Origin of the sequence: Psychrobacter sp. ANT_H59 (assembly GCF_008369225.1) — a bacterium.
GTDB lineage: Bacteria > Pseudomonadota > Gammaproteobacteria > Pseudomonadales > Moraxellaceae > Psychrobacter > Psychrobacter cryohalolentis.
This window is the reverse complement of sequence record NZ_VOBE01000002.1, coordinates 484,607-510,334: the sequence shown is the minus strand read 5'-3', so window position 1 is coordinate 510,334 and position 25,728 is coordinate 484,607. Positions and strand designations below refer to the sequence as shown.

Sequence of the window (25,728 nt, the reverse complement as noted above, 5' to 3'; positions counted from 1 at the left end):
CCACGCCAAACCCCTAAACCTAGTACCGTAATCTCAAATAGCAAAAACCCCGCCATGGCGAGGTCTCATTATTTTATCGAGTATAACTGGCTATAACTACACCAGCTTCAGTATTAACTGCTCAACTACAATTATTTAGCTGATTTATAGTAGTCAACCATCATAGTGCCTAACGTACCGTTGTCATCGATAGTGACGATTCTGACAGTACCTGATTGTGCTGCGGTACTAGACTGCACTTGTCCGGCGTTACCTAAGACGACTTGGTTATTTTTCGCCGCCATTGCTCCGTTACCGATAGCGATGCTATTTATGCCGCCAGCCATAGATTTATTGCCTAACGCTACCGAGTTTGCACCTTGTGCGGCTGCCGCTTCACCAACTGCGGTAGAGCGTACACCGCTAGCGTTGGCGATATGACCAAAGGCTTGCGCGCGTTCGGCAGTGGCTTTTGACTGCCAACCGATAGACGTCGAGCCTAGACCTGCGGCATTGGCTTCGCCGCCGACAGCGGTTGCGGAGTTTAGACCTGCATTGGCTTTATTGCCGACAGCGACGGTATCGTTAGTGCCACCAGCCATGGCTGATTCACCAACTGCGGTAGCGCGAACACCACTAGCATTGGCTAGATGACCAAAGGCTTGCGCGCGTTCAGCTGTGGCTTTGGATTGCCAACCGATAGACGTCGAGCCTAGACCTGCAGCGTTGGCTTGACCGCCGACAGCGGTTGCTGAGTTCAGACCTGCATTGGCCATATTACCGATAGCAACCGTGTCGTTAGTGCCGCTAGACATAGCACTATTGCCTAAAGTAATGGCAGTACTATTCGTAGTGGTTTGGGTATTTGAAACTTGGGAGTCAGCACCTGTTGCCATAGCAGTGCATGCAGAAGTTGCGGCAATGGCGAGAGTAAGGGAACTGATTTTGAGTGCTAATTTTGATAGGGAATCCATTTTCATCATGCTAAATCCTTTTAGACAAGCCATCTTGGCTTAGTAGGGGGTTTGGGTAAAAGCTGATAGATCACAATCCTTGCAATATCAGCGTACTCTGGCATAAATAACTTGATCATATGTAGAGTCCGCAATATTAATGTAACACTAATTTTTAGCCATTATTCAAATAATGATGATGTTATATTTTTAAATATCATTTAAGCCGACGAATGAACAGTTATAATATAAAGCAATCGTAAAGGGGAATGCTGGTGTTGTACAACTTTGATGAAATAATAGACAGACGTGATACGGGGTCGTTTAAATGGCACTATACCGATGACACGATTCCGCTATGGGTCGCGGATATGGACTTTAAGGCCGCCCAGCCTATTTTAGCGGCGATTGAACAAGTAGCGCAGCATGGCATATTGGGTTACACCGTGCCGACCGAGCCGTTGTATCAAGCGATTATCGACTGGCATGGCAGTCGTTATGACTTGTGGCTGGATAAGCAGGATATCCTGTTTTCTCCGGGTGTCGTGCCAAGTTTGGTGCTGATGATGAAAGTATTTACCGAGGAAGGGGATGCGGTACTCATTAATGATCCTATCTATACGCCTTTTATGACCAAGGTTTTGGACAATGGTCGTAAGCTTGTGACCTCTGCATTAAAGGAGGTTGAAGGTAAGTATCATCTTGATTTAGCTGATATAGAAGCTAAGATTATCGAGCATAAAGTTAAGCTGTATTTGTTCTGCAATCCGCATAATCCGGGCGGGCGGGTATGGACGGCGGATGAACTTGAAGCGCTGCTTTCGATTTGCAAAAAGCACGATGTGGCAATTGTGAGTGATGAGATTCATCAAGATTTAACTTTGAGTGGGCATACATTCACGCCTTTTTTAACCCTAGCAACAGGCTATGAGCACAAAGTCGTCAGCCTAACTTCGATGACCAAAACCTTTAATATTGCCGGTATCAAAGGCTCGATGATATTTGCTAAAGACAGCGGATTACTGAGTAAAATTAACCAGCAGCAGCGTTTAAGTGACGAGCATGAGCTAAACTTATTTGCTTATACAGCGATGCGTAGTGCTTATGAGCAAGGTGACGAGTGGTTGGCGCAGGCGCTGACTTATATTGAAGCCAATATTGACTTAACCCTGCAATTTTTAGAAGAGCATTTACCTAAAATTAAGGTGATGCGTCCAGAAGCTTCGTATTTGATTTGGCTAGATTGTTCGGCATATGCGCAAGAAAATCAAATGCTTTATGACAAATTGAGAGCGGCCAAGGTTGAGCTGAGTGCAGGGATTAAATATGGTGGTGAAGGCCATCTTAAAATGCGCCTTAATGTGGCGTGTCCTAAAGCGCTGCTGATAGAAGGGCTAAACCGTATGCAAACAGCATTAAATAGCGATGTTTTTAATATAGTCGATTCAATTTAAAAAGAATACGGTGCTGCTGGGATAAATTTTGCGAAGCTTCTGGAGTGCGAAGTGCACAGCAAGCGAGGAAAGTTTATCCCAGCATAACGCTATTTTTAACATGCCTCTTTTATATCGAACTGACTATATTACTTAGCTGGATAACCCGTAATATCTTGAATGCTTTGATATAAAGGCTTTAAGCGCTCATACATTTTGAGATAAACCTCATTATAAAGGCGTTTGTAGAGCTGGACATTGGCTTCGATAGGTAAGAACCCATCACCCAAATGGGTCATGGCCTGAGTTGCGGTTAAATGGTCGGGATAAACGCCAAGTCCCACCGCACAATTGATAGCAGCGCCTAAGCCTGAGGCTTCATAAGTATGCGGTCGATAAGCGGGCATACCGAAGATATCTGCCGTCAGTTGCATCGCTGAGTCACTTTGGGAACCACCGCCAGACACACGCAGATGTTTAATGGCTTTGCCTGTACGCTTCTCAATGGTATCAAAACCAAGCTTTAGCTCATAAGCCAGCCCTTCTAGGATAGCGCGGTAAACGTGCGCTCGCGTATGTACGTCGCCAAAACCAATAAGCGCACCTTTGCCTTCAAGCCCCGGATGACGAACACCGGGTGACCAATATGGCTGCATCATCAAACCCATACAGCCTGCTGGAATGTCTTTGACTGCCTTGTCGAGTAGTTTTTCAGTATCAACACCTTGCGTTTTTGCTAGTTGCTCTTCATAGTGGGCAAATTGCTCCTTAAACCAGCTGACCATCCAAAAGCCGCGATAAATCATATACTCATGATTGTAGTAATTTGGCGCGGCGGCGGTATAAGCGGGCATGTGCTTGAGTATCTCAATATAACGGCTCGACGTGGTATTGATAGTCGCAGTAGTGCCAAAGCTTAAGCAGGCGGTATCGGCGGCAAGTCCGGCGGAACCCAACGCTTCGCAAGCTTTATCACTGGCGGCAGCAATCATTGGCGTGCCTTCAAGAATACCAGTAGCGGCGGCAGCGTGAGCGGTAATATGACCAAGTAGCTGCCCCGGTGCAATGAGTCTAGGCATTTGCTCTATCCGGCAACTGAACAATCGCCATTTGATGTTGTTTGGCTTAAACCATGCTTGCGCTTTGTAATCGTAAGGCAGGTAGCCTAAGGCATGACCAGTAGAGTCGGCAATCTCGCCTGTGAGCTGATAGGTGAGGTACGCTGATAAATTGACATAATGAGTAGTTTTCTCCCATATCTCTGACTCATGATGCGCAAGCCAATTACAGCGTGCTTTTTGCTGCGCCTCTTGTACCAGCTCGCCCATACCGATGACTTTGGTGAGTGGACCTAGAAAGCCTATGTCATTGTTCTCGCCGCGACGCAAATCCATCCATACAATGGCTGGACGTAGCGGTTGTTTATCCTTGTCCAAACATATCATGGTATAGCGCTGGGTGGCGAGACTGACGCCGGCAATTTGCGCTGGCGTGATATCGCAATTTTGCCACAACTGCTGACAGGCCTCGCTTAATTTTTGCCAATAGTAATCGGCATGTTGCTCGGCAAAACTAGGCTGCTCAGAAAAATACGGCTCGATAGGGACGCGTGCTTTGGCTATCTCGGTGCCGAATTGATCAAAGATAAGCGCTCTGACGCTTTGGGTGCCATTGTCGATCGCTAAGAAATAAATAGGCGCATCAAAGTTGTCGGTCATAGTCATCCTTAACTATGTGGGAATATAGGTTGAAGCTAACTTAGAGTATCAAGCGGAACGGGTATTAATTTTTCTAGCTTGCTGTGCCTACGCCGATAGAGGCTAAAAAAATTCATCCCAGTTCCGTCATATCTTTTCAACACTGAGTTTAGTATAGATAAATTAGGATGTAAAAGAGCGCTAAGCCGCAGGCAGATAATAGTAGCGTTGCCATAAGGCTTGATAACGGTCAGCCTCTTGCTGCCATTTTTGCTCATCCCAGCCTAGCTCCTGCTGACATATTTGTTTGACTCGCTGACTGATTAGCGGGGTCATCGCACCATTGGGCAATATAAGACCCAAGCGCGTGCGTCGTAGTAATAAATCATCCAAATGAATAACCTGCTCATAGCGAGCAGCAAAGCGAATCTCCGCCCAAATGGTATTACTATCGGTTACATAAGCCAAGTCATCGTCATGAGCCAGCTCTAGCAAAGTATCGAGCTGTAGGCCATAAAAACCTTTTAAGCGCTGTTGTAATGGTAGCGGCAGGGCAGTAAATTTAGGATTGATTGAGGTTTGATTGCTAAAAACTTGGCTGCTATATAACACATTATCTTGAGTAGCTGATTCATCGAGTTCGAGCACCTTTTGACAGACTTTTAGTACATCAAGGGCGATTAGGCGAAAGGTGGTTAATTTGCCACCGCTTACAGTGACCAGATTATTATCCAACCAGACGCTATGATCGCGTTTTTCCTTACTAGGACTGACGCGCTTACCATCATTGCCATCAGAAATCAGTGGTCGCACGCCTGCCCATGAGCTGATGACATCCTTGCGGCTAATATCTACATCATCAAAAAGATCGTTGGTCGCGGTCAACAGATAGTCCACCTCAGCATTGGTAATGCCGACTTCTGTATCATCTAAGGGTGGATGGTCCAAATCAGTAGTACCAAGAACGGTTCGGTTCTCCCACGGAAAGACAAAGATTGCTCTTTTATCGACAGGATGCAAAAAGGTATAGGCTTGATTGAGCGGTAGGCGCTCTTGACTGACCACCAAATGACTGCCACGCGATGGACGAATTTGCTTATGAAAGGTTTGTTCCGTTTGCTGACTGGCTTGCATCCGTAACGTATCTGCCCAAGCGCCCGTGGCACTGACCACGACTTTGGCCCGAACGTCGTAAGTATGAGTGCTATGTTGAGGAGAGCTGTCTTTTAGAGTAGCCCCCACCACTAAGCCTTGTTCAGTGGTTATGAGTGATTCTGCTTTAAGATAGTTAATCGCGTGCGCGCCATCATGAATAGCTTCGTCCAATACCCGCATCACGAGCCGTGAGTCATCGGTCACAGCATCACTAAATTGACTGGCACCCAAAAACTTATCTTGTCTAATATGAGGATTAAGGCTAAGAAAGGCGTCTTTTTTAAAGTACTTAAAGTAGTGCTTACCCGCGAGCTTATCATATACCCTAAGTAGATTATTAAATATCCATGGCGGTGGAAACTTGCCTTTGTAATGGGGCATGACATAGTGCATCTCATTAACGAGGCCACTTGCTTCATTCAGCATGCGTTCACGCTCGCGTACGCTGTGCAGTGTCGTCTTGAAATCGCCTGAGGCAATGTAACGTAACCCGCCATGTACCATTTTGCTTGAGCGGCTGGAGGTGCCCCAAGCGAAGTCTTTTTGCTCAATTAATAGGACTGCTAAGCCGCGCCTTGCTGCTTCGCGAGCAATACCAGCACCAGTGATCCCGCCACCGATAATGAGCATATCCCATGGGTCAGAACGAGACAGTGGTGCTAATGCTTGCTGGCGTTGTTGATGTTGATTAGCTCGGTTCATAGACGACTCATTTTAATTGTTACTTAATTTCAACTATGTATGTTATCCAAATAATCTAATTCATAGTCGTTACTAAATAAAATAAATACACTATATTATAATGCGCGACTGGTATTAATTTTCCTTGCGTGCTGTGCCTACGCCGACAGAGGCTGCGAAAAATCAATGCCAGCCGCGCTGTAACGCTCTTAAACCAAACTAACTATAAACAAGGTTTTTGAATAAAGTTATTATTCAATCAAAACACCCGGATTCATACGCTGCTCAGGGTCCAGACTTTTAAGCATATCACGGGTAACCTGAATACCTAGCTTACCCTTTTCAGCAGTGAGGTAAGGGGCATGGTCACGACCGACACCATGCTGGTGCGATATTGTCGCTTTACCATTTGCCAGACTTGAGCTGGCAGCATGCTTGATTTTTTGCCAGCGACTTAAGGTACTGGCGTGATCTTGTGCCGCTCTAAAGAAGTAGGTAGTATAAAGGCTAGCACCTTGCTTATAAACGTGTGAGATATGCGTAAATGCCATCACGGCTTCGCCTTCGTCTGCCAGTGCAGTTTGCACCGCTTCTTGCATCTGCTGCATTTGCTCGTCGATATTATGCCAATTGGTCGCGGTCTCAAAGGTATCCACCATGATGCCTTTTTCCCACAAAGTACCGCGCAAATATGGAAATTTAAAACGTCCATGTGACCATATCTTGCCCATCAGATTGGCAAGCTTGCCACTGATGCCACCATGCTGCTTTAATAGATTTTTAAACTGCGTCAGTGCCAGCGCATTCTGTGCTTTATCACCTGATACGCCATAAGTCAGCATGACTTTTTGTGAACCTAATCCGCGAGCTTTTAGATAGGTATTAATGGCTAAAAATTGACTTGGTGACGTGCCCAAATGTAGGTGAGCATCAGTCTCGACCGCATTGCTCAGACGCAGCATGGATAAGCGAATATTACTCTGCACGGCTTGTCTAAGCACTTCTTTACCCGCTTCCCAATTGGGCAAAAACACCACCTTAAAGAGCTCTTCTTCCGGTTGCGACTGCACGCGCATTTTGACTTCGGTAAAAATACCGGCGCGGCCTTCAGTGCCCATCATCATTTCACGCAGATCAGGCCCTGCTGCTGACGCTGGAATATCAGCGATATTGAGTACCCCTAACGGTGTTACCAAAGTACCACCAGCAAACATCTGCTCGATACGTCCGTAACCTAAAGACTGCTGACCGCTAGAGCGTGCTGCAATCCAGCCGCCAAGCGTCGATAATTCCCACGACTGCGGATAATGTCCCAAACGGTAACCGTGAGCATTTAATTGCGCCTCGACTGCTGGACCTTGTGTCCCTGCGCCAAAAGTAGCAATTTGGCTCTCTATATCCAAGTCAATCAGCTGATCCATCCTACTCATAGCGATAGTCAATACAGGGCGTGAACCCTTTTGCGGATTGATATGACCAGCGACTGAGGTACCACCGCCAAAAGGAATGACGATCAGGTCGTACTCGCTGGCTAGTTTTAATAAGGTTTCGACATCAGCGGTTGATTGCGGATGCGCCACGCCATCAGGAAAAACCTCAAAGTCGCCGCCGTGCATGGCTATCCAATCCGGAAAGCTTTGACCACGGGCGTGTCTGAGTCTTACTTCGTTATCGACAGATACAGTATCAAGCTCAATCATAGCAGCAGGTAAGCGTGATTTTGGAACGGTTTTGAGCACCTTTTGTAAGCTGATAGAAGACAGTTTTTTAGTTTTACCGATATGGGATTTGATCAGTTTTGCCCCATGTGGCGAGACTTTTTTATTGATACTGACATTGCCCCAACCATTCCAGCGCGTCTGTTCTATAGGTGTGTTGGCAGGCGTAATGACGGACGTATCTATTTTGGAGAGCGTATCTAAACTGGTATTATCAATAGGAGAGGTCGTTGAGATAGAGGCAGTTTTAGACGTTTTACGCATAAAGGATTTAATTTTGCTCATAGTAAATTTAACCTATCTATTTATAATCACGGTTTGAGTGTCGCTACTGTGGCTATCTCATTGTCCATAATCAGGCAATGAGGATATTTTTCTTTATCGAATTAGCATATCACAAATGATCTGCTTATTTGATATATGCTAAACATTAGTAGAATAATTCAAAAATAGACAATAATAAACGCATATCTAACCGCCACTACATTCGTGAAACTTGTTAAAATAGCGCACCAATTTATTTATTGATGGACACTACGTTATGACAACTGCTGCCAACGTTCCTACTATTAAAGAAGATCGCATCTTAATTCTCGATTTTGGCTCACAGTACAGCCAGCTTATCGCCCGCCGTGTCCGTGATTCAGGCGTATTCTGTGAGATGTTTCCTTATGATATCGACACTCAGCGCATTATCGATTTTGGCGCAAAAGGTGTTATCTTATCTGGCGGTCCTGAGAGCGTCCACGCAGATGACAGCCCACGCATCAATGATGCCGTATTTGATCTAGGCGTACCAGTATTGGGTATCTGCTATGGTATGCAAGCGATGGCAGAGCGCTTCGGTGGTAAAGTTCATGCCAGTGATATCCATGAATTTGGCGCAGCAACCATCAATATCGATGGCAAATCAACGCTGACTGATGGTATCGAAGACGCAGCAGCGAAGCTAAATGTGTGGATGAGTCATGGCGATAAAGTGGTCGATGCCCCACAAGGTTTCGATATCGTCGCCAGCACGCCAAGCTGCCCGATTGCGATCATGGCAGATGATTCGCGCCATTATTATGGTTTGCAGTTCCATCCTGAAGTGACGCATACCGCACAAGGGTCTGCATTACTTGGTCGTTTCGTCCATGAAATCTGTGGCTGCGCCGGTAGCTGGACGCCTGATAACATCATCGATATGCGTATTGAGCAACTGAAAAAGCAAATCGGTGATAAGCAAGTATTGCTCGGTCTTTCAGGTGGTGTAGATAGCTCAGTCGTCGCAGCATTGCTGCATAAAGCGATTGGCGATCAATTAACGTGCGTATTTGTTGATACTGGTCTCTTACGTCTACACGAAGGCGACCAAGTGATGCAAATCTTCGCAGAAAACATGGGCGTAAAAGTCATTCGTGTCGATGCTGAAGAGCTATTCTTAACCGCATTGGCTGGCGAGTCTGATCCTGAAGCTAAACGTAAAATCATTGGTAAAACCTTTATCGATGTATTCGCTAATAGCGCCCGTGAAGTCAGCGAGCAAAGCGATGGTAAAGTCATCGAATTTTTAGCGCAAGGCACGATCTATCCAGACGTGATTGAATCAGCTAAATCGCATCAAGGTAAAGCGCACGTCATTAAGAGCCATCATAACGTTGGTGGTTTGCCAGATGATTTGGCGTTTGAATTGGTTGAGCCATTACGTGATTTGTTTAAAGATGAAGTGCGTAAATTGGGTATTACCCTTGGCTTGCCTGCGAAAATGATCAACCGTCATCCGTTCCCAGGACCGGGTTTGGGCGTACGTATCTTGGGCGAAGTGACCAAAGAGTTTGCCGATATCCTGCGTTCTGCTGATGCGATATTTATGGAAGAGTTAGAACGCTCAGGCTGGTATGAGAAGACCGCGCAAGCGTTTGCGGTATTCCAACCAATCAAATCGGTTGGCGTGGTCGGTGATGGCCGCCGCTATGCGTGGGTAATCGCGCTACGTGCGGTTGAAACGGTAGACTTTATGACGGCTCGCTTTGCGCATCTGCCATATGATTTGATTGAAACGGTATCGAATCGCATTATGAATGAAATCGCCGAAGTATCACGTGTGACTTATGATGTGTCGAGCAAGCCACCAGCGACGATTGAGTGGGAATAGCTTTTAATCAGAGCAAACTAAAAATCTGATTAGTTCAATATAGCAATAAAAAGACACTCAACTTGGTTGGGTGTTTTTTTTGGTTGAAACAAGCTAAGCCAGGCTTGACACCAAACAATAAGCCAACTTCTATTTCTTAACATGTAGTCAATATGCTATCTTAAACCTTACCAATATAGTCCTATATCAAATGATGAGTATCTATGAACACAGTTAAAATAGGCGATATATTTGAGGATAAATGTTATGACCTAATCGAACACGCAGTGAAGAATGACAAACTAGGGATAAGTGCATCTCATGCTAGAGTTTTTAGGAAAAAGAAGTACTATTCAGATAAAAGAAAAAAAGACATAATTTTTGACCTCGCTATAGAGATATGGCCTGAAGATGCTAAAAATTACTCGATGCTACTTATTATTGAATGTAAGAATTATCGTACTAAAGATGTACCTGTTGATGATGTAGAGGAGTTCGAATCAAAAGTAGATCAGGTGTCAGGAAAAAATGCTAAAGCAATTATGATTTCTGCACGTTCTTTTCAGGAAGGAGCCTTCAACTTTGCAAAAAGCACAGGAATGATGCTAATTGAGGCTCACTAAGACGATTACAATATTATATTACATAGAAAAAGTGACAATGAGGATAAAGAGAGTGAAGATCCTGTAGCAAACATAATATTTAACTTTATCCGAGATACTCTAGGTGTTAATAAAGTTTTAGGATTAGAACAGCTTTCTATAGAAGATATTGCGTTTATTGCATCTGAAGTTATAAGTAATTATAGGAAAACAAGAACACCGATAGAGGCTTCTAGTTTTTTAGATTATTTGAGACAAAAATATAATATCAATTTCGATCTTAATAACCGAATAATATCAAGCGATGGAACTAATTTATTTGGTTGTTGCGATGTTAAGAACAGAGTAATAAGTATTGATAAATCTATCGTAAATACGAATAGATTTTTCTTTGTTCTAGGTCATGAGTTAGGGCATATATTTCTTCATTCTAAACTGAAAATTAACCAAGAACATTATCAGCGTTTTCAAGACTCACATTACAATGCTTTCGCTGATAAACACTTATTAGTTAATGAAAAACAATGGATTGAGTGGCAAGCTAACCAATTCTCAGTTGCTTTATTCTTACCCAAACCATTGTTCATATATGAATTTATAACATATCGAAAAAATCTAGGAATTAGAAGCTTTGATCATATTTACTTGGATGATCAAACTATAAACCAGCATGATTTTATTAAAACGATTAATCATTTGTCTAATCATTTTGGAGTCAGTAAAACATCAATCAAATATAGAATCAATGAACTTGGTTTGCTTACTGATAAACGTAATACGAAAAAAGCCATAGATATTGCCAGAAATATAATTGAAGAATTTTAGATTGTATCGCGTTGAATAGATTTACTATGACAGTGTTCTAAAGTATTTTGCGAACGCAAATGAACGCAAATGAACGCAGATTTAATTTCCTAAAACCAAAAAAAAGCAGCATTTCTTTTAGGATGCTGCCTTTTATTTATAACGCTAACCCTAACCCCGAACATTCACCACATAACGCCCAACCGTTTGACTCGCCATAAAGCGATCTAAGTATTCCGGCGTTTGCTCAAGCGTAATCTCTTCGCAATAATTCTCTAAATTAGGCAGTTTCATATCGGTGGAGACACGCTGCCAAATCGCTTTTTTATCAGCCAGTGGAATATAGACCGAATCGATACCTAATAATGACACCGCACGGGTGATAAAAGGTATCACTGACATCGAAAACTCAGCGCCGCTCGCCAAACCACAAGAGGTGACCGCGCCGCCCGCTTTGGTTTGCTTAAGTAGGTTGGCCAAATAATCACCGCCAATCGTATCAATAGCGTTTGCCCACAGTTCACGACCGGCAGGTTTATCTCCGACCTCGTTAATGGTATCGCGATGACGGACTTCACTTGCACCAAGCTCTTTTAGATAGTCACTTTGCTCAGGCTTACCTGAAAAGGCAATCACCTCATAGCCTAGCTGACTTAAAATCGCGATACTGATGCTGCCAACACCGCCCGTTGCGCCCGTGACCGCGACTGGACCATCACTGGGTTTTGCACCCATTTTTTCTAGCTTTTGGATACTTAATGCAGCCGTTAAGCCGCCAGTACCATATATCATCGCTTCTTTTAATGTCAAAGAAGATGGGCATTCGACCGCCCAATCGGCGGGTATAGATATCATCTGACTGAGACCACCATCGGTATCCATGCCCAAATCATAGCCAAAGACGACGACTTCTTGACCTGCGGTAAACGTGCCTGATTTATCACTGATCACTACGCCTGCCGCATCAATACCAGGGGTGTGTGGATAGTGCTTGGTTATTCTTTTATTACCTGATGCCGACATGGCATCTTTGAAGTTTAGTGATGAGTAATGCACTTCGATTAATAGATCGTTTTCAGGTAAATCACTGACGCTGCGTTCTTGAATACTTTTACTAAAAGTGCCGTCAGCATGTTCTTCGACGACCAAAGCTTTAAACGTTGTTTGTTTAGACATAAGGCTATTCCTAATTGGATTTTTTATATAAATATCCATTTGCGAGTAGAGAAAAATGCTCGAAACCTTAAGATATAAAATGAATCTTAAGGTTTTAACAGTACCTTACCGTTTTTTTCTGACTGCATTTTCCCGTCAACTGCTTTTAAGATATCAGCCAAATCAAAGGTCGCTTCAACAGGCAGTTTTAAGTTGCCATTGTTAGCACGCTCGATCAGCTCATCAACCAAGCGTTGCTTATTCTCAACGCTCATTTCTTGACTGATTTTACTGCCCCAAAAGCCTTTAATCGTCGCTTGTTTAAAAATAATGTGGGTTGGATTTAGCACCATTGGTTTGCCTGACATGATGCCAAACGATGCTAATGTGCCACCATGACCCAGTAACGCCAGCAGATCATTACTAGACTCACCACCGATAGAATCAACCGCAGCACTGATTTTCTCATCACCAAGAATGGCTTTTACTTGATCTTTCCAGTCGTCATCTGAGGTATTGATATCATGCTTGATACCCAGTGCTTCTAATTCCTTGATAGCATCGCCACTTCTAACGACATTAATGGTGTTAATACCACGCGCGGCAGCTAGCATGGCGAGCGATTTGCCGACCGCGCCATTGGCAGCATTATGGATAACCCACTGACCGCTTTTTAGTTCTAAGAACTCGATCAGCATCAGCGCGCTCAGTGGCATTGCAATCAATTGTGCTGCCATTTCGTCATCTAAGCTGTCGGGCATCGGGAATACCATATCTTCCACAGCGACGAAATACTCTGCCCACGTCGCTTGTACACTGGCGGCTGCGACACGCTGACCGACTTTCAGATTCTTAACATCGCTGCCTACTGCATCGATGATACCGACCGCTTCACTACCACCGATGGCAGGCATTTCAGGTTTAAAGCCATATTGACCGCGAATGGTTAGTAGGTCATGGTTGTGGATAGAAGCGAGTATCGTTTTGACTCGGACTTCATTGGCTTTAGGCTCTGGAGTAGGGCGGTCGCCGATGCTGAGTACTTCAGTGGGTTTGCCAAAATGATCATAAGTTGCGCTACGCATGATAAATCCTTTTTTTAGTTTTTAGATATTTGTCTAAGAAGTGAGTTGATTTGCAACCATCAACAGTAACAACTCTGCTTACCAGTTATCAGTACTTGTTTGGTTAAGGAACGTTGTTATGTACTTATCGTCGTATGACTCAATAAAACTCAATCCGACTAAGCACGTGCTCTTGTACCAGATACGCACAGATATAGGCGCTCGGCCACGCAAAGACAAAGGCCAGTACCCACGAGTGCATTAATTCCATAAAGAAGCCATCGACGAACCCTACTTTAACCAGTAATAGAGCGGATGAGATAATAAGTGACATCATCAGCGCCATCAGACCAGTAAAGATAAGACGGTAGTACTTGCGCCGCGCGCGTATTCTGATCATAGGGAAGTTTGCCATAATGTTGAATTTTCCTACATGATAATAGTGAGGCTCAATGAACGATGATGAATAGCATTATGAGGCGTCGTTATTGACTATCATAGCGTATGCTGGTGAGTGGATAAAATCGTTGTTATTAATAGTGACGTTCGTTACATTTTAATGATCGTTATTTCTTTTCTAATAATGAGAATATTCTAAATATTGGCAAATTGAAGCTGAACTTTTGCTACGATAAGTAAGATTGAAATACATATAAAGAGTAATAGTATGACCGTTCAAAAGCAGCGAACCTTGGGTATCATCGGCGGAATGAGTTGGGAGAGTACCCAAAGCTATTATCGGCTGATTAATGAAGGTATCAAGGCTAAGCTTGGCAACTTACATTCAGCAGACTTATTGATTCATAGTGTCGACTTTGCGCCAATTGGCGAGTTACAAGCCCAAGGCAAGTGGGAAGAGTTGGGTGATATCATGGTAAACAGTGGTAAGCGCTTACAAGCGGCTGGTGCCCAAGGTTTATTAATTGCGACCAATACCATGCATAAAGTAGCAGAGCAGGTACAAGCGGCGACGAATTTGCCACTGATACATATTGCTGATGCGACCGCAGACGCGATTAAGCAGCAAGGTTTAACCAAGATTGCCTTACTCGGTACACAATTCACCATGACTGAGGACTTTTATAAACAGCGTCTGATTGATGCCAGCTTGCAGGTGCTGATACCAGATACCGATGCGCGTGTCGAAGTCCATCGCATCATCTATGATGAGCTGTGCCAAGGACAATTGCTTGCCAGCTCACGGCAATATTATACGCAAGTGATTAATGAGTTAGCAGCACAAGGCGCTGAGGGCGTGATATTAGGCTGTACCGAAATTGGACTGTTAATTAGCCAAGCAGACAGTCCAATCCCCGTGTTTGATACCACCGCTATTCATGCAGCCGCAGCGGTGCAGTTTTTATTAGGTAATGAAAATTTCAGTTAAAGGTAAAACCAGTTTCGGTATTTGCAGTGGTAGGCAAGTATGATGAACAATTTACTCGCCCATGCTAATGAGTAAAAGCCGCCCGACTAGGCGTTATAAATAGATATATGCATAACGCCATTATCGTTTATTCTTTTTTATCACACGGAGTCTATAAAGATGAAGTCTTCTATGAAGTCGTCGATGCAACCTTGTGATACGGCGCAAAGGTGACAGCTTCCATACAGTCGTCGGTAAAAGATCTCGAAACGACGCACTGGTGCCTGTATGCGCGCGAAACTCCTCAGACCTTTGCGCAGCTTCCTCTGCGGGCAAGTGTTTGCCTTTGCGCCATCCGCCGTACAAATATAGTCCTGCTCCCATCACGGCGGTTGCCACCATGCCTGCTGGAAAGGATAGCCAAAGGGCATCGGTTCCAAGTAGAGGATAAAGCCCGAAAGCAAATCCAAGACGCACTGGATACATCGAAATGACCATGACAATCAGCGGCCAAATCACATAACCGTTTGCACGCATAGTGCCAAACAAAACCTGTGCTATCCCAAAAAAGATAAAACCCCATGTCGCCATTAGCTGAATATGACGCCCAATCGGCACCGCTTCACTGTCACTGCCAAGGAAAAAGCCCAGAATGGTCTCATCAAAAATGGTCAGTAGCACAATAATAAAACCGGTCAATGCCAGGTTAAAAATCAGTCCCCAGCGTGTGATCCCTGCGATTCTGTGCCATTGATTGGCACCGATGTTCTGTGCAACCATCGCACTGGCCGCAGCACTTAGCGCCATTGCTGGCATCTGCACGTAGGTCCAAAGCTGCTGGGTTGCGCTGTAAGCGGCTGTGGTCTGTACACCTTCGCGATTAATCAGCGATAACATTGTCAATGCTGCCGAAGAGATGACGATCATCTGTAGACCCATCGGTAACCCCTTAGAAAACATCGACTTCAGGATGTCTCGGTCTGCGCGCAAAAAGCGAAGCTCCGGCAACTTAAGCGTCAGCACAGAGCCACGCAGATACATAGTGACTAACATGCCAATGAGCGCTAGCGTATTTGCGACAGCTGTTGCGAAAGCCGAGCCAAATATGCCCCACTCGGGAAATGGTCCTAGACCCAAAATCAGCGTCGGCGTCAAAATAAGGTCAATAACGACCGATATAATGATAAACCAAAGCGGCGTCGTCGAATCGCCCGTCCCGCGCAGTGCCATCATTATCAGCGTAAACGTAAGTGTGACGGGCATCGCAATAAAAATCATGCGCAGATAGGTTAGGGCAAGATCGACAGCACTTGCCGGCGTACCAAGCAGCTCAAGCAGCATCGGCGCAAATATCCACCCTACTGCCGACACTATTACGCTTATCGGAATAATACTGCCCAGCGCCGTTCCCATGGTTTTCTTAACCATAGCGTTGTCACGGCTGCCCATTGCCTGACCAATCAAAATAGTAGACGCCATACCGAAACCAAACACGAAGGAGATCAATATAAACATCAAGATATTGCCGTTGGCTGTGGCTGCTAACGCTTCCTCACCCAAAAATCGACCTACCCAGACAGCATTGATCGAGCCGTTTAATGACTGTAACGCAGATGACCCAAGGGTTGGTAATGCAAATAAGAGCATGGTTTTAGGGATTGAGCCTTGGGTGAGGTCACGCCGTTTACCAATGGAGGTATCTGTTTTACTCAATGTTTATCCTTTTGCAATATGCAGGGCCAACTAAACAAAAGCGCTTATCATAAACCAGAAAGCGTCTACGGTCTTTATTAGAGCTGTAACCCCTCAGCAAACGCTATGATTATTTGCCTGTCATTTTTTTAGGCGATTGTCGAGCAATTTATAGGGGAAGGTAGTTATTATGAATGCTTAAACTTAAAATACTCGTGTGCTAGGATGATGCTTCTTACTTCTTACTTCTTACTTCTTACTTCATTTTTCTAGTTTTCAAAAAGGATATTTCGATGCTATTAAAACGCCTAGGTTTTGCTGCTCTACTAAGTCTTTCAATAGTTGGCTGTACCACCGCGCCCAATACCTTGGCGATAAATACCACCCAAAAGATTATTCAGTATGAACGCTCAAAATCAGACCTTACGACTCAGTCATTTACGTTAAGCTCTGGCGATAAAATAGTCTATGCAGAAAACGGTAATGTCGCGGGCGAGCCTTTATTATTGATTCATGGCTTTGGCGGTAATAAAGACAACTTTACCCGTATCGCTCGGCAGTTAGAGAACTATAATCTGATCATTCCTGATTTGCTCGGCTTTGGTGACTCTAGTAAACCGATGGCGGCTGACTATCGCTCGGAGGCGCAAGCGACGCGCTTACACGAGCTACTGCAAGCTAAAGGCTTGGCATCTAACATTCATGTCGGTGGCAACTCAATGGGCGGCGCTATCAGTGTGGCTTATGCTGCGAAGTATCCTAAAGAAGTCAAAAGTCTGTGGCTGATAGATAGTGCGGGCTTTTGGTCAGTGGGTGTGCCGAAATCCTTAGAAAGTGCAACTCTTGAGAACAACCCACTATTGGTCGATAAGAAGGAAGACTTTTATGCTATGTATGACTTTGTTATGTCTAAGCCGCCTTATATTCCTAAGTCTGTAAAAGCCGTATTCGCGCAAGAGCGTATCGCTAATAAAGCATTAGAATCCAAAATACTCGCGCAAATAGTTGAAGACAATGTTGAGCAGCGTGCCAAGGTTATCGCTGAATATAATATTCCAACACTAGTCGTTTGGGGTGAGGAGGATAAGGTCATCAAGCCTGAAACCGTGACGCTAATAAAAGAAATCATCCCACAATCACAAGTGATTACGATGCCAAAAATCGGTCATGTACCGATGATAGAAGCGGTGAAAGATACGGCAAATGATTATAAAGCGTTTCGTGAAGGGTTAAAGAACTAGTCATTTACATATGATATTTTAAGGCGTAAATAATCCAACGTTTGATTAGATATGAGCTGTAGTTAGTCTTCAATGAGATAAGTACAAAAATTATAAGGTGCTACTGGTATCAAATTTTGTTGCTTACTGTGCTTACGCAGACAGAGGCTGCGAATAATTAATCCCAGTAGCACTGTATTCTTTTAAAACTGTATCTACTCTATTGTAGGCTGAGTTAAAAATCAGCCTACGTCGATCAAACTAACTCTCTCTTACCAGTCGCTCTAGCAGTTCAACCGTGCGCTCTTGTCTGACCAAAGCGACGCCTTGTCCTGCCCATAAAGACTGATGTTCGGCATCGCGGTTTTTGGTTGCATGGGCACGCAAAAATTTGGTCATCGCATTTAATTGTGGATAAGGTGGTAGCTCATGCGCGCTCTCAAATTGAGCAAAATCACGCAAATAATCATTTAATAAACCACGAGCCTGTTTCCCTGAAAATAATCTGGTTAAGCGCGTCTCAGAGCTGCGTCTACCTTGACTGGCATCGAGCAGCGCTTGCTTATAAGTGTCATTGATAGCGCATTTATCTGTGGTCAAAAATGCCGTCCCGATTTGCGCCAGCTCGGCACCAGCTGTTTGAACCGCTTTGATGTCCTGTCCGTTCATAAGGCCACCAGCCGCGATTAAAGGAATATCGGTGCAGGCACGCGTTTGACTTATTAGCGTCAATAATCCCAATGGATCGTTTTCACTTTGCGGCAACCAACCACCGCGATGCCCACCCGCTTCGACCCCTTGCACGCATACCGCATCTGCACCAATATCTGCCCATGCTTTTGCTTCCAATGGATGATTGGCAGTACCGACGACCCGTGTGCCTAGACCTTGCAAACGCTGCACCTGCTCAGCGCTGATAATGCCAAAGGTAAAACTGGCGACAGGAACGGGATTGTCATAGAGCACTTGTAGCTGCTCTGCAAAGCTTAGCGCTGGGTGCTTCGGTAGAGTAAATTCGATATTTTTCTCTTGATAGTAATTACTTAGCCAAGCAGGGATTTCGCTATTTAAAGCACTAGATTCATGCTCTGATAACACCATCAGATTGACCATAAAAGGACAATCGGTGAGCGATTTAATGGTGTTGATTTCACTATTTAAAACGTCTGGCGCCGTCATGCCAGCCCCCAATGACCCTAATCCACCAAACTTACTCACCGTCGCCGCCAGCTCAGGGGTGGTTGCTCCTGCCATTGGCGCTTGAATAATAGGGTAGGTCAAATCAAGAGTATTCAGTAAGGTCATGACTGGTTTCCTTCTTATTTTATGAAGAGGTTTGCATGACTTACTTTAGCAAAGCTGGACGGCGTGCGTGTTAGATAATGTGTATTTAGTTGCTGAATAGGAAGGTTGGATTTCAACTATAAGACTGTTGCCAATACTTATCATTCAAAATGGGAATAAGGTCAGAAATCTAGAATTTGACGCTAAAAAATAAGTCAGCTCTTAAGTTATCAAAAAGATAATTAAGAAAACTGACCCATTTTTATATACTAATTACTTAGCTTAAACGCTTAATTCAACTGCAAAGATCCCTTAGTATTCATCAACAGCTCAACCACATCATCGCCACTGATGACCGTGAAGCGCTTATCAATGGCTGATTCTTCTACGCCACCATGTTTCATACACGCGCCGCAAACCAATACTTGACCGCCTTTTTCGATAAAGGCTTCTAGTAATTCGCCAGCAGGTTCAAAGGGATCGCCAATATCGACATTATCTAAAGCGTTTGGCAATGCCAAATGTACCGCGTCCACCATCAATATGATTGATGCAGAGTGACCTTTTTTAAGTGCCACACCCGCCATAGTAAAAGCTAAGGTGATCTTGCTTGGGTTTGACTCACTATTATCAAACAGCGTACCGACATAATCCGTATTATTAACCATATTATTTTCCTTTATTAGATTATTTCTAATTAGATAGTATTCAGTTGAGTATAAAACTCACTACTATCCTAACATTGATTATATTTATTTATATAATGTATTGTTAGCAAACAGTAGTTATAAGGTTAACTGATTGTGAATAGCTGTCTATGAAGAAATTGATCATGACAAGCGGATTTTGACGAAGCGCTGCGATGCAAATGGTTAAATAATCAGTCCTTATTTTGAGGTAAGCCTAGCAAAACCTAAGATTGTGGCGGCCATGGACGGTCGGCATCACTGACAATCCATTCTGCCACATAGCCGCTCGGCGGTAGCTGCCAATCCGATTGGTCTAAAGCTGCCAGTACTCGTGCCGTCTCGATGACCTTACCGCCTTTGGTGACGCCTGTACGTAGTAGTGCCGACGAGCAAGGCTTGCCCTTTACCCACATCGATTGCTCAATATATATCCAGCGCTCATCGAAGCCGACGATTTTGGTCTTCATGGTGACTTTTTCAAAAGCACGAATGCGTTTGCGATATTGGATGGTACTACCAGCGACGACCAAGCCCCAACGCTGCTTAAGCAGTTGAGTGCCAAGCCCGCTCCGTACTGCAAAGTCGGTACGCCCCATATCATAAAGGGTCAGCACGCGACCATTATTCATCTCTAGGAAATTATCAATATCTGTCAGACGGCAGCGAAAGGTAATCTCACTGGTTTCTTTGAACGTCAAAGTATTGCCTTTTTTCACTTGCAGCGCGGCATGGGCGATGGTGCTGGCGTAACGGATAAATGGATACATAAAGCAGTCTCAAAATATTTAAAGATAAAAATGATGTTTTTTATTTTATAATTTATCTAGTTTTATTAGATGGCACGCCAATATGATTAAAGTAGGCACTCACGGTTTCAGGTATCCAGTTGATGTCAAACTTTGATTTTTTACTTGGAGTTTTTACATTGCTATTGCTTGTACGATAACGCAAATAGCCGATATGACCCCCGTGTGCCGTATCTAATATGGTGACACTGTCTGAGACATCATTGGGCGTGGCAGTAAAGCCAATAAAAGGATCGTCTTTGGCGCTAATAAGCAACAGCGGGCGTGTGACATTCCTTAAGTGAGGTAGGGCAGAGGATGAGTGGTAGTAATCATTATTAGAGCGGTAACCATGCCTAGGCGCAGTGAAGATATTATCAAAATCGCTAATGCGTTTTACCGCTTTGATAGAAATAATCTCGTCTGCAGTAATTTCATTTGCCAAGGCTTTTTTGATAATCGGGTTGAGCAAATATGGGGTATAGATACGATGACTCAAAAAGCTATGCATCGTAATAGCAGCCGATGACATGTCAACTGGCGCAGATATTACCGCTGCGCCGTCGCATAGCGCCTCATCACCATATTCACCCATATACTTTGCCAAGGCATTACCGCCAAGTGACACGCCAACCCCATAAATATGGGCGTAATTCTCGCGTAAGTTCTCTAACATATGATGCACCTCGCCCGTGTCACCAGCGTTATAGAACACTTTGCCATTAGCGGGAATACCACCACAACTGCGAAAGTGAGCGACGACAAAATGCCAGCCTTGCGCATGCATCTGATATGCTAACGCACGCGCATAATGACTATCACTGCTGCCTTCCATCCCATGAAAAAGTACGATTAATGGTGTTTGTTCAAGTTTGCCATTTTCTAAATCTTGGACAGGATGGGCGTCATAAAAGTCATAAGCGATATCAGTTTCGCAAAGTGAATCTTGTTTAATCACGCGTCGGTAATTCGGTGTTTTTGGCGCAAAAAACTTTGGTAAAATACTTTGCAAGTGCGGATTGGTGAGCCAAAACGGCGGTTTAAAAGGGGCAGGTGCGAATGGTTTTGTCGACTTTGAGGTTGGCATATTTCAGTCTTATTTTATGTTCGTTAAAAAATCGTCTTTGAAAATCAGTGCTTTATCATATCCAAGGTCGTCGTCAAAACCAATGGTTTTCAGTGAACGCATGATTACTCATTTAATTTTAAGACTTATCTAATACGCGTCCATCCATCGCAAGACGTTCTTTTAAGTGCTCGATATTTGCCTCAGCGAGCGTCACAGTCAAGGTAACCTGCTTACTATAGGCGACATTATCTATGCTGCCGTTTAAGCTCTCAACGACATAGCGGCACTGGGCTTCGGTGGCGAATTCTGCCAGTATTTGTACTGTGATCATAGGAACATAGGGGCTTAGTATCATCTCATCCACTGCCGCTTGCGCTGAGCCTGCATAAGCACGGGTCAAACCGCCAGCACCGAGCTTGATACCACCAAAATAACGGACGACGATAATAATGACATTGCCGATAGATTTATGTTGCAAGACGTTTAATATCGGTCGTCCCGCAGTGCCATTGGGCTCGCCATCATCGTCAAACCCTGCACTGGTGGTGTTATTGGGATCGCCAATAATATAAGCCCAACAGTGATGACGGGCATCAGCATATTGCTCACGTAGTTGTTCCACATGAAACATTGCCTGCTCACGCGAGGTCACTGGATAAGCATAGGTAATAAAGGCAGATTTTTTGATTTCTAAGCGTGCAGTGACGGCACGTTTTAGCGTTTGATAGCTCATATTTCATCAGGCTTAGGTTGGATATGGTAAACTTGTCTAACTTTCACTGTTGTCCGTATTTGGCGCAGTGTAAATTTCATTTTTAATTATAGTACCACTTCTGACCATTGAAGATAGCCAACAACAGACGTGCATGTGTATGCATCGTTGGTCTTTGATTGAGAGTGAGTATCCCAAAACGGATGGTAGGCAAATCGTATGCGTCTAGATAAATTTCTGAGTAAAGCCACTGAGCTGTCGCGTAAAGAATCCAAAAAAATTCTGCACGCTGGTGAAGTCACAGTAAACGAGCAAGTCATTAAAGATCCCGGTGTACATGTCGATATTGTTAATGACGATGTACAGTGGGCAGGCGAGCCATTGTCGGTCGCCACTGGCAATCGCTATATCTTGCTTCATAAACCAGAAGGCTTTGAATGTACCCTAAAGGCTAAAGAATACCCAATCGTCACTGACCTTATTGCGGTGCCAGAGCTTGGCAGTTTACGTATTGCTGGGCGTCTTGATGTTGATACGACTGGCGCATTACTCATCAGTGATGATGGCGGCTGGCTACATCGCGTAACTAGCCCAAAGCATGAACATGCCAAAGTCTACGAGTTGACGTTAGCAGATGCTATGGATAGTGACGCTCAAGCCAATGCTACTAAGGAAGTGGCTGAAGGCATCCTTTTAGAAGGTGATCACGAAGAAACCAAGCCTGCGACCCTCGAGTTTATCGATGAAACTCATGCGCGTTTAACCTTAGAGCAAGGTAAATACCATCAAGTAAAACGTATGATGGGCTATTTCGGTAATAGAGTGGTTGAGCTACATCGTGCTAGTGTCGGTCATATTACTTTAGACGGGTTAGAAAAAGGCGACAGTCGCTTCTTAACACCAGAAGAAGTAGCAAAATTTTAGAGTTATAGCCTATTAGGTTATACAACCATGCTTTAGAAAAATTACTCCAAAATCAGCAGCCACTCAATAGTGTGCTGCTTTTTGCGTTCTGCTACTCAGTTATTTCTGTCAATTAGTATTAGTGGCTGCCTGTGTTGCCTATCTCTTAAAGCTCAGTAGCAGTTTTGCAAAATTAAGTCTTTAATACTTTGAAAAACCCCTCCTTGTGCTACAGTCAGCCTATCTTTTTTAATCTATATTTTTACATAATGTTATTTACTGCTCTTTTATTAAATAGGCATGAGTGAATAACGATCATTATTAAAAACCAGATAGGACGGTCTCTGTGAAACTCCCTGTATTAAACTCCGCAAGTTTGATTGGTGTTATGTTGTTAGCAACCACTGCTTGCGCGCAGCCGAACACTGCCGATATGACCAATAAAACAGTCAGCCAAAAGGTTAACCACAGTGCCCAAGCTGGTCAGAATATGAAAGCTATTGGTACAGTCAGTAAATCTGTTGATAGCCGTTTGCGCCAATTGCTGACTCAAGCAGGTATCAAAACGCAGATAACCTCGATTGTATCTTCTAAATTACCCAATATGTATCAAGTCAATTTGGCTGAGCAATTGCCGCTACATATTACTGAAGATGGTAAATATGTCATTCAAGGCGAGCTGCAAAAGAATCCAAGCAAGCGGGTAGTGACCAAAACGCCAGCACGTAGCACCAGCGCGCAAATTGGTAAGCCTGTCAGTGCCAGTGCCAAATCTGACATATTGGCAAATATGGGCGCGCTTAAGAACATGAGTAACAAAACACCGTTCTTTTACACTGCAGTACCTGGTGTGATTTGGGGTGCGACTTTAGAGGGCGTACCGTTCTTGTTATCAGATGACGCCCAGTACATCACCGATGGTGAGATATCAGTCATCGAAAATGGTCAGTTTACTGGGCTTGATAACCGCTTTGAAAAGCTTAAAAATCAATCTGTCCTAACTACATTGGATACTAAGCAGCTAATTACCTATCCTGCCACCAGTGCTGAAAAAGCGGTGATTTACGTAGCAACGGATGTCAATTGCCCTTATTGTCGCAGATTACATAAGCAGATGCCGATGCTTAATGCCAAAGGTGTGACGATAAAAACCATTGGTTATCCGATTTATGAAGCGTCGCCTGAGCAAATGCGCGGTATCTGGTGCCAAGGTAATGAGGAAAGTCGTCGTAAAGCGCTTGATCAGGCGATGCTACATGGCAAGATGACACCAGCGCCTGCATCTTGCAAAACTGATGATGTGGCAGGCAATCGTGAAAAAGCGGCAGGTTTAGCCGTCATGGCAACTCCTGCTATTTATCGTGAAGATGGTGTACTGTTTCAAGCGAGCTTTGAGAGTCCTGAGTTTTTAGAATTCTTGGGAGTAAAATAAGTCGTTGATATTTTTATAGTGTGATATTTCTATAATAGTTATGATGGATATCATATTGAATAATAAATAAAAACCCGCCCTATGAATATAGCTCATAGGGCGGGTTTTTATTCATATAACAGTTGATGGTAGCAAGTCTATTGCGGCAAGACGATATCGACGATTTTCCAGTTAATTACTCCTTCACGCTTCATCTCTATAGTCAAAGGATAGCCTTTTACCTGACCACTGATGGTGAAGCAATTGATACCGCAGTAACTTAATTGGGGTTTGTCACTATCTGTCCCTTGGGCTGCCTGCTGTTCAAGCTCATCGGCTTGTTTTTCCATGATTTGCTGCATCTGATTTTTGACCACAGCATTAACATCACCGCGATGAATAATCAGATTTCGAATGAGATTTTTTAAATCTACTTGATTGCTAGCGATTGCCCACGCTGCCGCCAGCTCTTTAGTGGCCGTATTGGCTTGACCTTGGGTATTGATGACTTTTTCAATGTTTTGTGGCGTGATGGCACCAGCGACTGCTTGCATAATAAAACCATTAGCCGCCTCTTTTAGTGGCTCGCCGCCAAGTTCAGCGACCAATGGGTATTTTGTCATGGTCACGGCAAATTGCTCAGTGAGCTGGTTTTGCATACTTGGGCGTACTTGCTCATAGTCGATAGCTGCCGCGATAGTCGCACCATCTTTGGCATCATAAGCTTTTTTAAGCTGATAAGCGCTGTAATAAGGCGAGCCTGCATAGATAGTAACGGCAATGACAATTAATAAAATAATCAGCTTTTTCATAAAATCGATACCTTGATACCAGCGTAATGGCGATGAGTATAAATAGGACTTTAAAGAGTAATGTTCGAGTACAGTTGGCTTAAAATAAAAGAGCATCATCTTTAGTGGTATTCATGTTTTAAACGGACTCGACTACCGCTATCTATATGGCGATAAATACTAGCATGGCTGAGCATTATGTAGGTATAAAAACCTTTGTTCATTCCTTAATGAATTCTTTTTAATATTAACTAAAGAGTCTAATTAACACTTTGTACTTCTGCCAACTTGATAAATGGTGCTGTCATCTCCATAAATAGCGCAAACTTTTAATAATTGATTTGACTAAGCAGCACCCCACTGTATTCGCTGGTAAGATTTATACGATTGTCATCACTGTTCTCTGTATTCCGCTATGTTTCATGTGAAACATTTTTTGCGATGATGAG

Annotated in this window: 22 protein-coding genes; 8 read left to right on the top strand and 14 right to left on the bottom strand. The window is 43.9% G+C overall.

The genetic code is table 11. From position 1 onward, the window contains the following. Positions 1-131: 131 nt before the first annotated feature. The gene (locus FQ083_RS05240; protein ID WP_149409097.1) at positions 132-962 is read right to left on the bottom strand and encodes a hypothetical protein; all 831 of its coding nucleotides are present in this window, start codon (positions 960-962) and stop codon (positions 132-134) included. A gap of 239 nt (positions 963-1,201) precedes the next feature. On the opposite strand from FQ083_RS05240, the gene FQ083_RS05235 reads away from it, so the two are divergent. Continuing rightward, the gene (locus FQ083_RS05235) at positions 1,202-2,386 is read left to right on the top strand and encodes a MalY/PatB family protein (RefSeq protein ID WP_149409096.1); all 1,185 of its coding nucleotides are present in this window, start codon (positions 1,202-1,204) and stop codon (positions 2,384-2,386) included. Between the two features lie 128 nt (positions 2,387-2,514). On the opposite strand, the gene FQ083_RS05230 is transcribed toward FQ083_RS05235, so the two are convergent. The 3 genes from FQ083_RS05230 to FQ083_RS05220 form a co-directional block, all read right to left on the bottom strand. Then, positions 2,515-4,083, bottom strand: a complete 1,569-nt coding sequence (locus FQ083_RS05230; RefSeq protein ID WP_149409095.1) for an FGGY-family carbohydrate kinase — start codon at positions 4,081-4,083, stop codon at positions 2,515-2,517. Between the two features lie 180 nt (positions 4,084-4,263). Next, on the bottom strand, positions 4,264-5,919 hold the full coding sequence (locus FQ083_RS05225) for a glycerol-3-phosphate dehydrogenase/oxidase (RefSeq protein ID WP_149409094.1): 1,656 nt from the start codon (positions 5,917-5,919) through the stop codon (positions 4,264-4,266). Between the two features lie 230 nt (positions 5,920-6,149). Next, entirely contained in the window at positions 6,150-7,901 is a 1,752-nt protein-coding gene (locus FQ083_RS05220; RefSeq protein ID WP_149409093.1) for an FAD-binding oxidoreductase, read from the bottom strand. A 256-nt stretch (positions 7,902-8,157) separates the two neighbouring features. On the opposite strand from FQ083_RS05220, the gene guaA reads away from it, so the two are divergent. The 3 genes from guaA (at position 8,158) to FQ083_RS05205 (ending at position 11,159) form a co-directional block, all read left to right on the top strand. Next, on the top strand, positions 8,158-9,753 hold the full coding sequence (gene guaA, locus FQ083_RS05215) for a glutamine-hydrolyzing GMP synthase (protein WP_133104009.1): 1,596 nt from the start codon (positions 8,158-8,160) through the stop codon (positions 9,751-9,753). A gap of 203 nt (positions 9,754-9,956) precedes the next feature. Next, on the top strand, positions 9,957-10,355 hold the full coding sequence (locus FQ083_RS05210; RefSeq protein ID WP_149409092.1) for a restriction endonuclease: 399 nt from the start codon (positions 9,957-9,959) through the stop codon (positions 10,353-10,355). Between the two features lie 228 nt (positions 10,356-10,583). Continuing rightward, positions 10,584-11,159, top strand: a complete 576-nt coding sequence (locus tag FQ083_RS05205; protein WP_188004067.1) for an ImmA/IrrE family metallo-endopeptidase — start codon at positions 10,584-10,586, stop codon at positions 11,157-11,159. A 150-nt stretch (positions 11,160-11,309) separates the two neighbouring features. On the opposite strand, the gene FQ083_RS05200 is transcribed toward FQ083_RS05205, so the two are convergent. The 3 genes from FQ083_RS05200 to FQ083_RS05190 all read right to left on the bottom strand — a co-directional run bounded on the left by FQ083_RS05200 (position 11,310) and on the right by FQ083_RS05190 (position 13,772). After that, positions 11,310-12,314, bottom strand: a complete 1,005-nt coding sequence (locus FQ083_RS05200; RefSeq protein ID WP_149409090.1) for an oxidoreductase — start codon at positions 12,312-12,314, stop codon at positions 11,310-11,312. Between the two features lie 86 nt (positions 12,315-12,400). Beyond that, entirely contained in the window at positions 12,401-13,378 is a 978-nt protein-coding gene (locus FQ083_RS05195) for a zinc-binding dehydrogenase (RefSeq protein WP_149409089.1), read from the bottom strand. A 139-nt stretch (positions 13,379-13,517) separates the two neighbouring features. Next, entirely contained in the window at positions 13,518-13,772 is a 255-nt protein-coding gene (locus FQ083_RS05190; RefSeq protein ID WP_149409088.1) for a DUF2798 domain-containing protein, read from the bottom strand. 252 nt (positions 13,773-14,024) lie between these two features. Here FQ083_RS05190 and FQ083_RS05185 point away from each other — a divergent pair, with 252 nt between their 5' ends. After that, positions 14,025-14,744: an aspartate/glutamate racemase family protein gene (locus FQ083_RS05185; protein ID WP_149409087.1), complete on the top strand. Its 720-nt coding sequence runs from the start codon at positions 14,025-14,027 to the stop codon at positions 14,742-14,744. 120 nt (positions 14,745-14,864) lie between these two features. Here FQ083_RS05185 and FQ083_RS05180 read toward each other — a convergent pair whose 3' ends face one another. Beyond that, positions 14,865-16,370, bottom strand: a complete 1,506-nt coding sequence (locus FQ083_RS05180; RefSeq protein ID WP_262880847.1) for an MATE family efflux transporter — start codon at positions 16,368-16,370, stop codon at positions 14,865-14,867. Positions 16,371-16,708: 338 nt separating this feature from the next. On the opposite strand from FQ083_RS05180, the gene FQ083_RS05175 reads away from it, so the two are divergent. Beyond that, complete coding sequence (locus FQ083_RS05175) at positions 16,709-17,656, top strand: alpha/beta fold hydrolase (RefSeq protein ID WP_149409085.1); 948 nt, start codon at positions 16,709-16,711, stop codon at positions 17,654-17,656. Between the two features lie 240 nt (positions 17,657-17,896). Here the strand turns inward: FQ083_RS05175 and FQ083_RS05170 are convergent, their stop codons facing one another. The 5 genes from FQ083_RS05170 to FQ083_RS05150 form a co-directional block, all read right to left on the bottom strand. Continuing rightward, the gene (locus tag FQ083_RS05170; RefSeq protein ID WP_149409084.1) at positions 17,897-18,940 is read right to left on the bottom strand and encodes an NAD(P)H-dependent flavin oxidoreductase; all 1,044 of its coding nucleotides are present in this window, start codon (positions 18,938-18,940) and stop codon (positions 17,897-17,899) included. Positions 18,941-19,209: 269 nt separating this feature from the next. Further along, the gene (locus FQ083_RS05165) at positions 19,210-19,587 is read right to left on the bottom strand and encodes a DsrE family protein (protein WP_149409083.1); all 378 of its coding nucleotides are present in this window, start codon (positions 19,585-19,587) and stop codon (positions 19,210-19,212) included. A 245-nt stretch (positions 19,588-19,832) separates the two neighbouring features. Then, positions 19,833-20,375 (bottom strand): acyl-CoA thioesterase, encoded by a 543-nt coding sequence (locus FQ083_RS05160; RefSeq protein ID WP_020442427.1) that lies wholly within the window; start codon positions 20,373-20,375, stop codon positions 19,833-19,835. Positions 20,376-20,427: 52 nt separating this feature from the next. Beyond that, positions 20,428-21,480, bottom strand: coding sequence for a YheT family hydrolase (locus FQ083_RS05155; RefSeq protein ID WP_149409082.1), 1,053 nt, complete (start codon positions 21,478-21,480; stop codon positions 20,428-20,430). A gap of 118 nt (positions 21,481-21,598) precedes the next feature. Next, positions 21,599-22,195: a YigZ family protein gene (locus tag FQ083_RS05150; protein ID WP_020442430.1), complete on the bottom strand. Its 597-nt coding sequence runs from the start codon at positions 22,193-22,195 to the stop codon at positions 21,599-21,601. A gap of 198 nt (positions 22,196-22,393) precedes the next feature. On the opposite strand from FQ083_RS05150, the gene FQ083_RS05145 reads away from it, so the two are divergent. Next, positions 22,394-23,098 (top strand): pseudouridine synthase, encoded by a 705-nt coding sequence (locus tag FQ083_RS05145; RefSeq protein ID WP_149409081.1) that lies wholly within the window; start codon positions 22,394-22,396, stop codon positions 23,096-23,098. A 325-nt stretch (positions 23,099-23,423) separates the two neighbouring features. After that, positions 23,424-24,509, top strand: a complete 1,086-nt coding sequence (locus tag FQ083_RS05140) for a thioredoxin fold domain-containing protein (RefSeq protein ID WP_149409080.1) — start codon at positions 23,424-23,426, stop codon at positions 24,507-24,509. 137 nt (positions 24,510-24,646) lie between these two features. On the opposite strand, the gene FQ083_RS05135 is transcribed toward FQ083_RS05140, so the two are convergent. Beyond that, entirely contained in the window at positions 24,647-25,300 is a 654-nt protein-coding gene (locus tag FQ083_RS05135; protein ID WP_262880846.1) for a DUF2939 domain-containing protein, read from the bottom strand. Positions 25,301-25,728 lie beyond the last annotated feature (428 nt).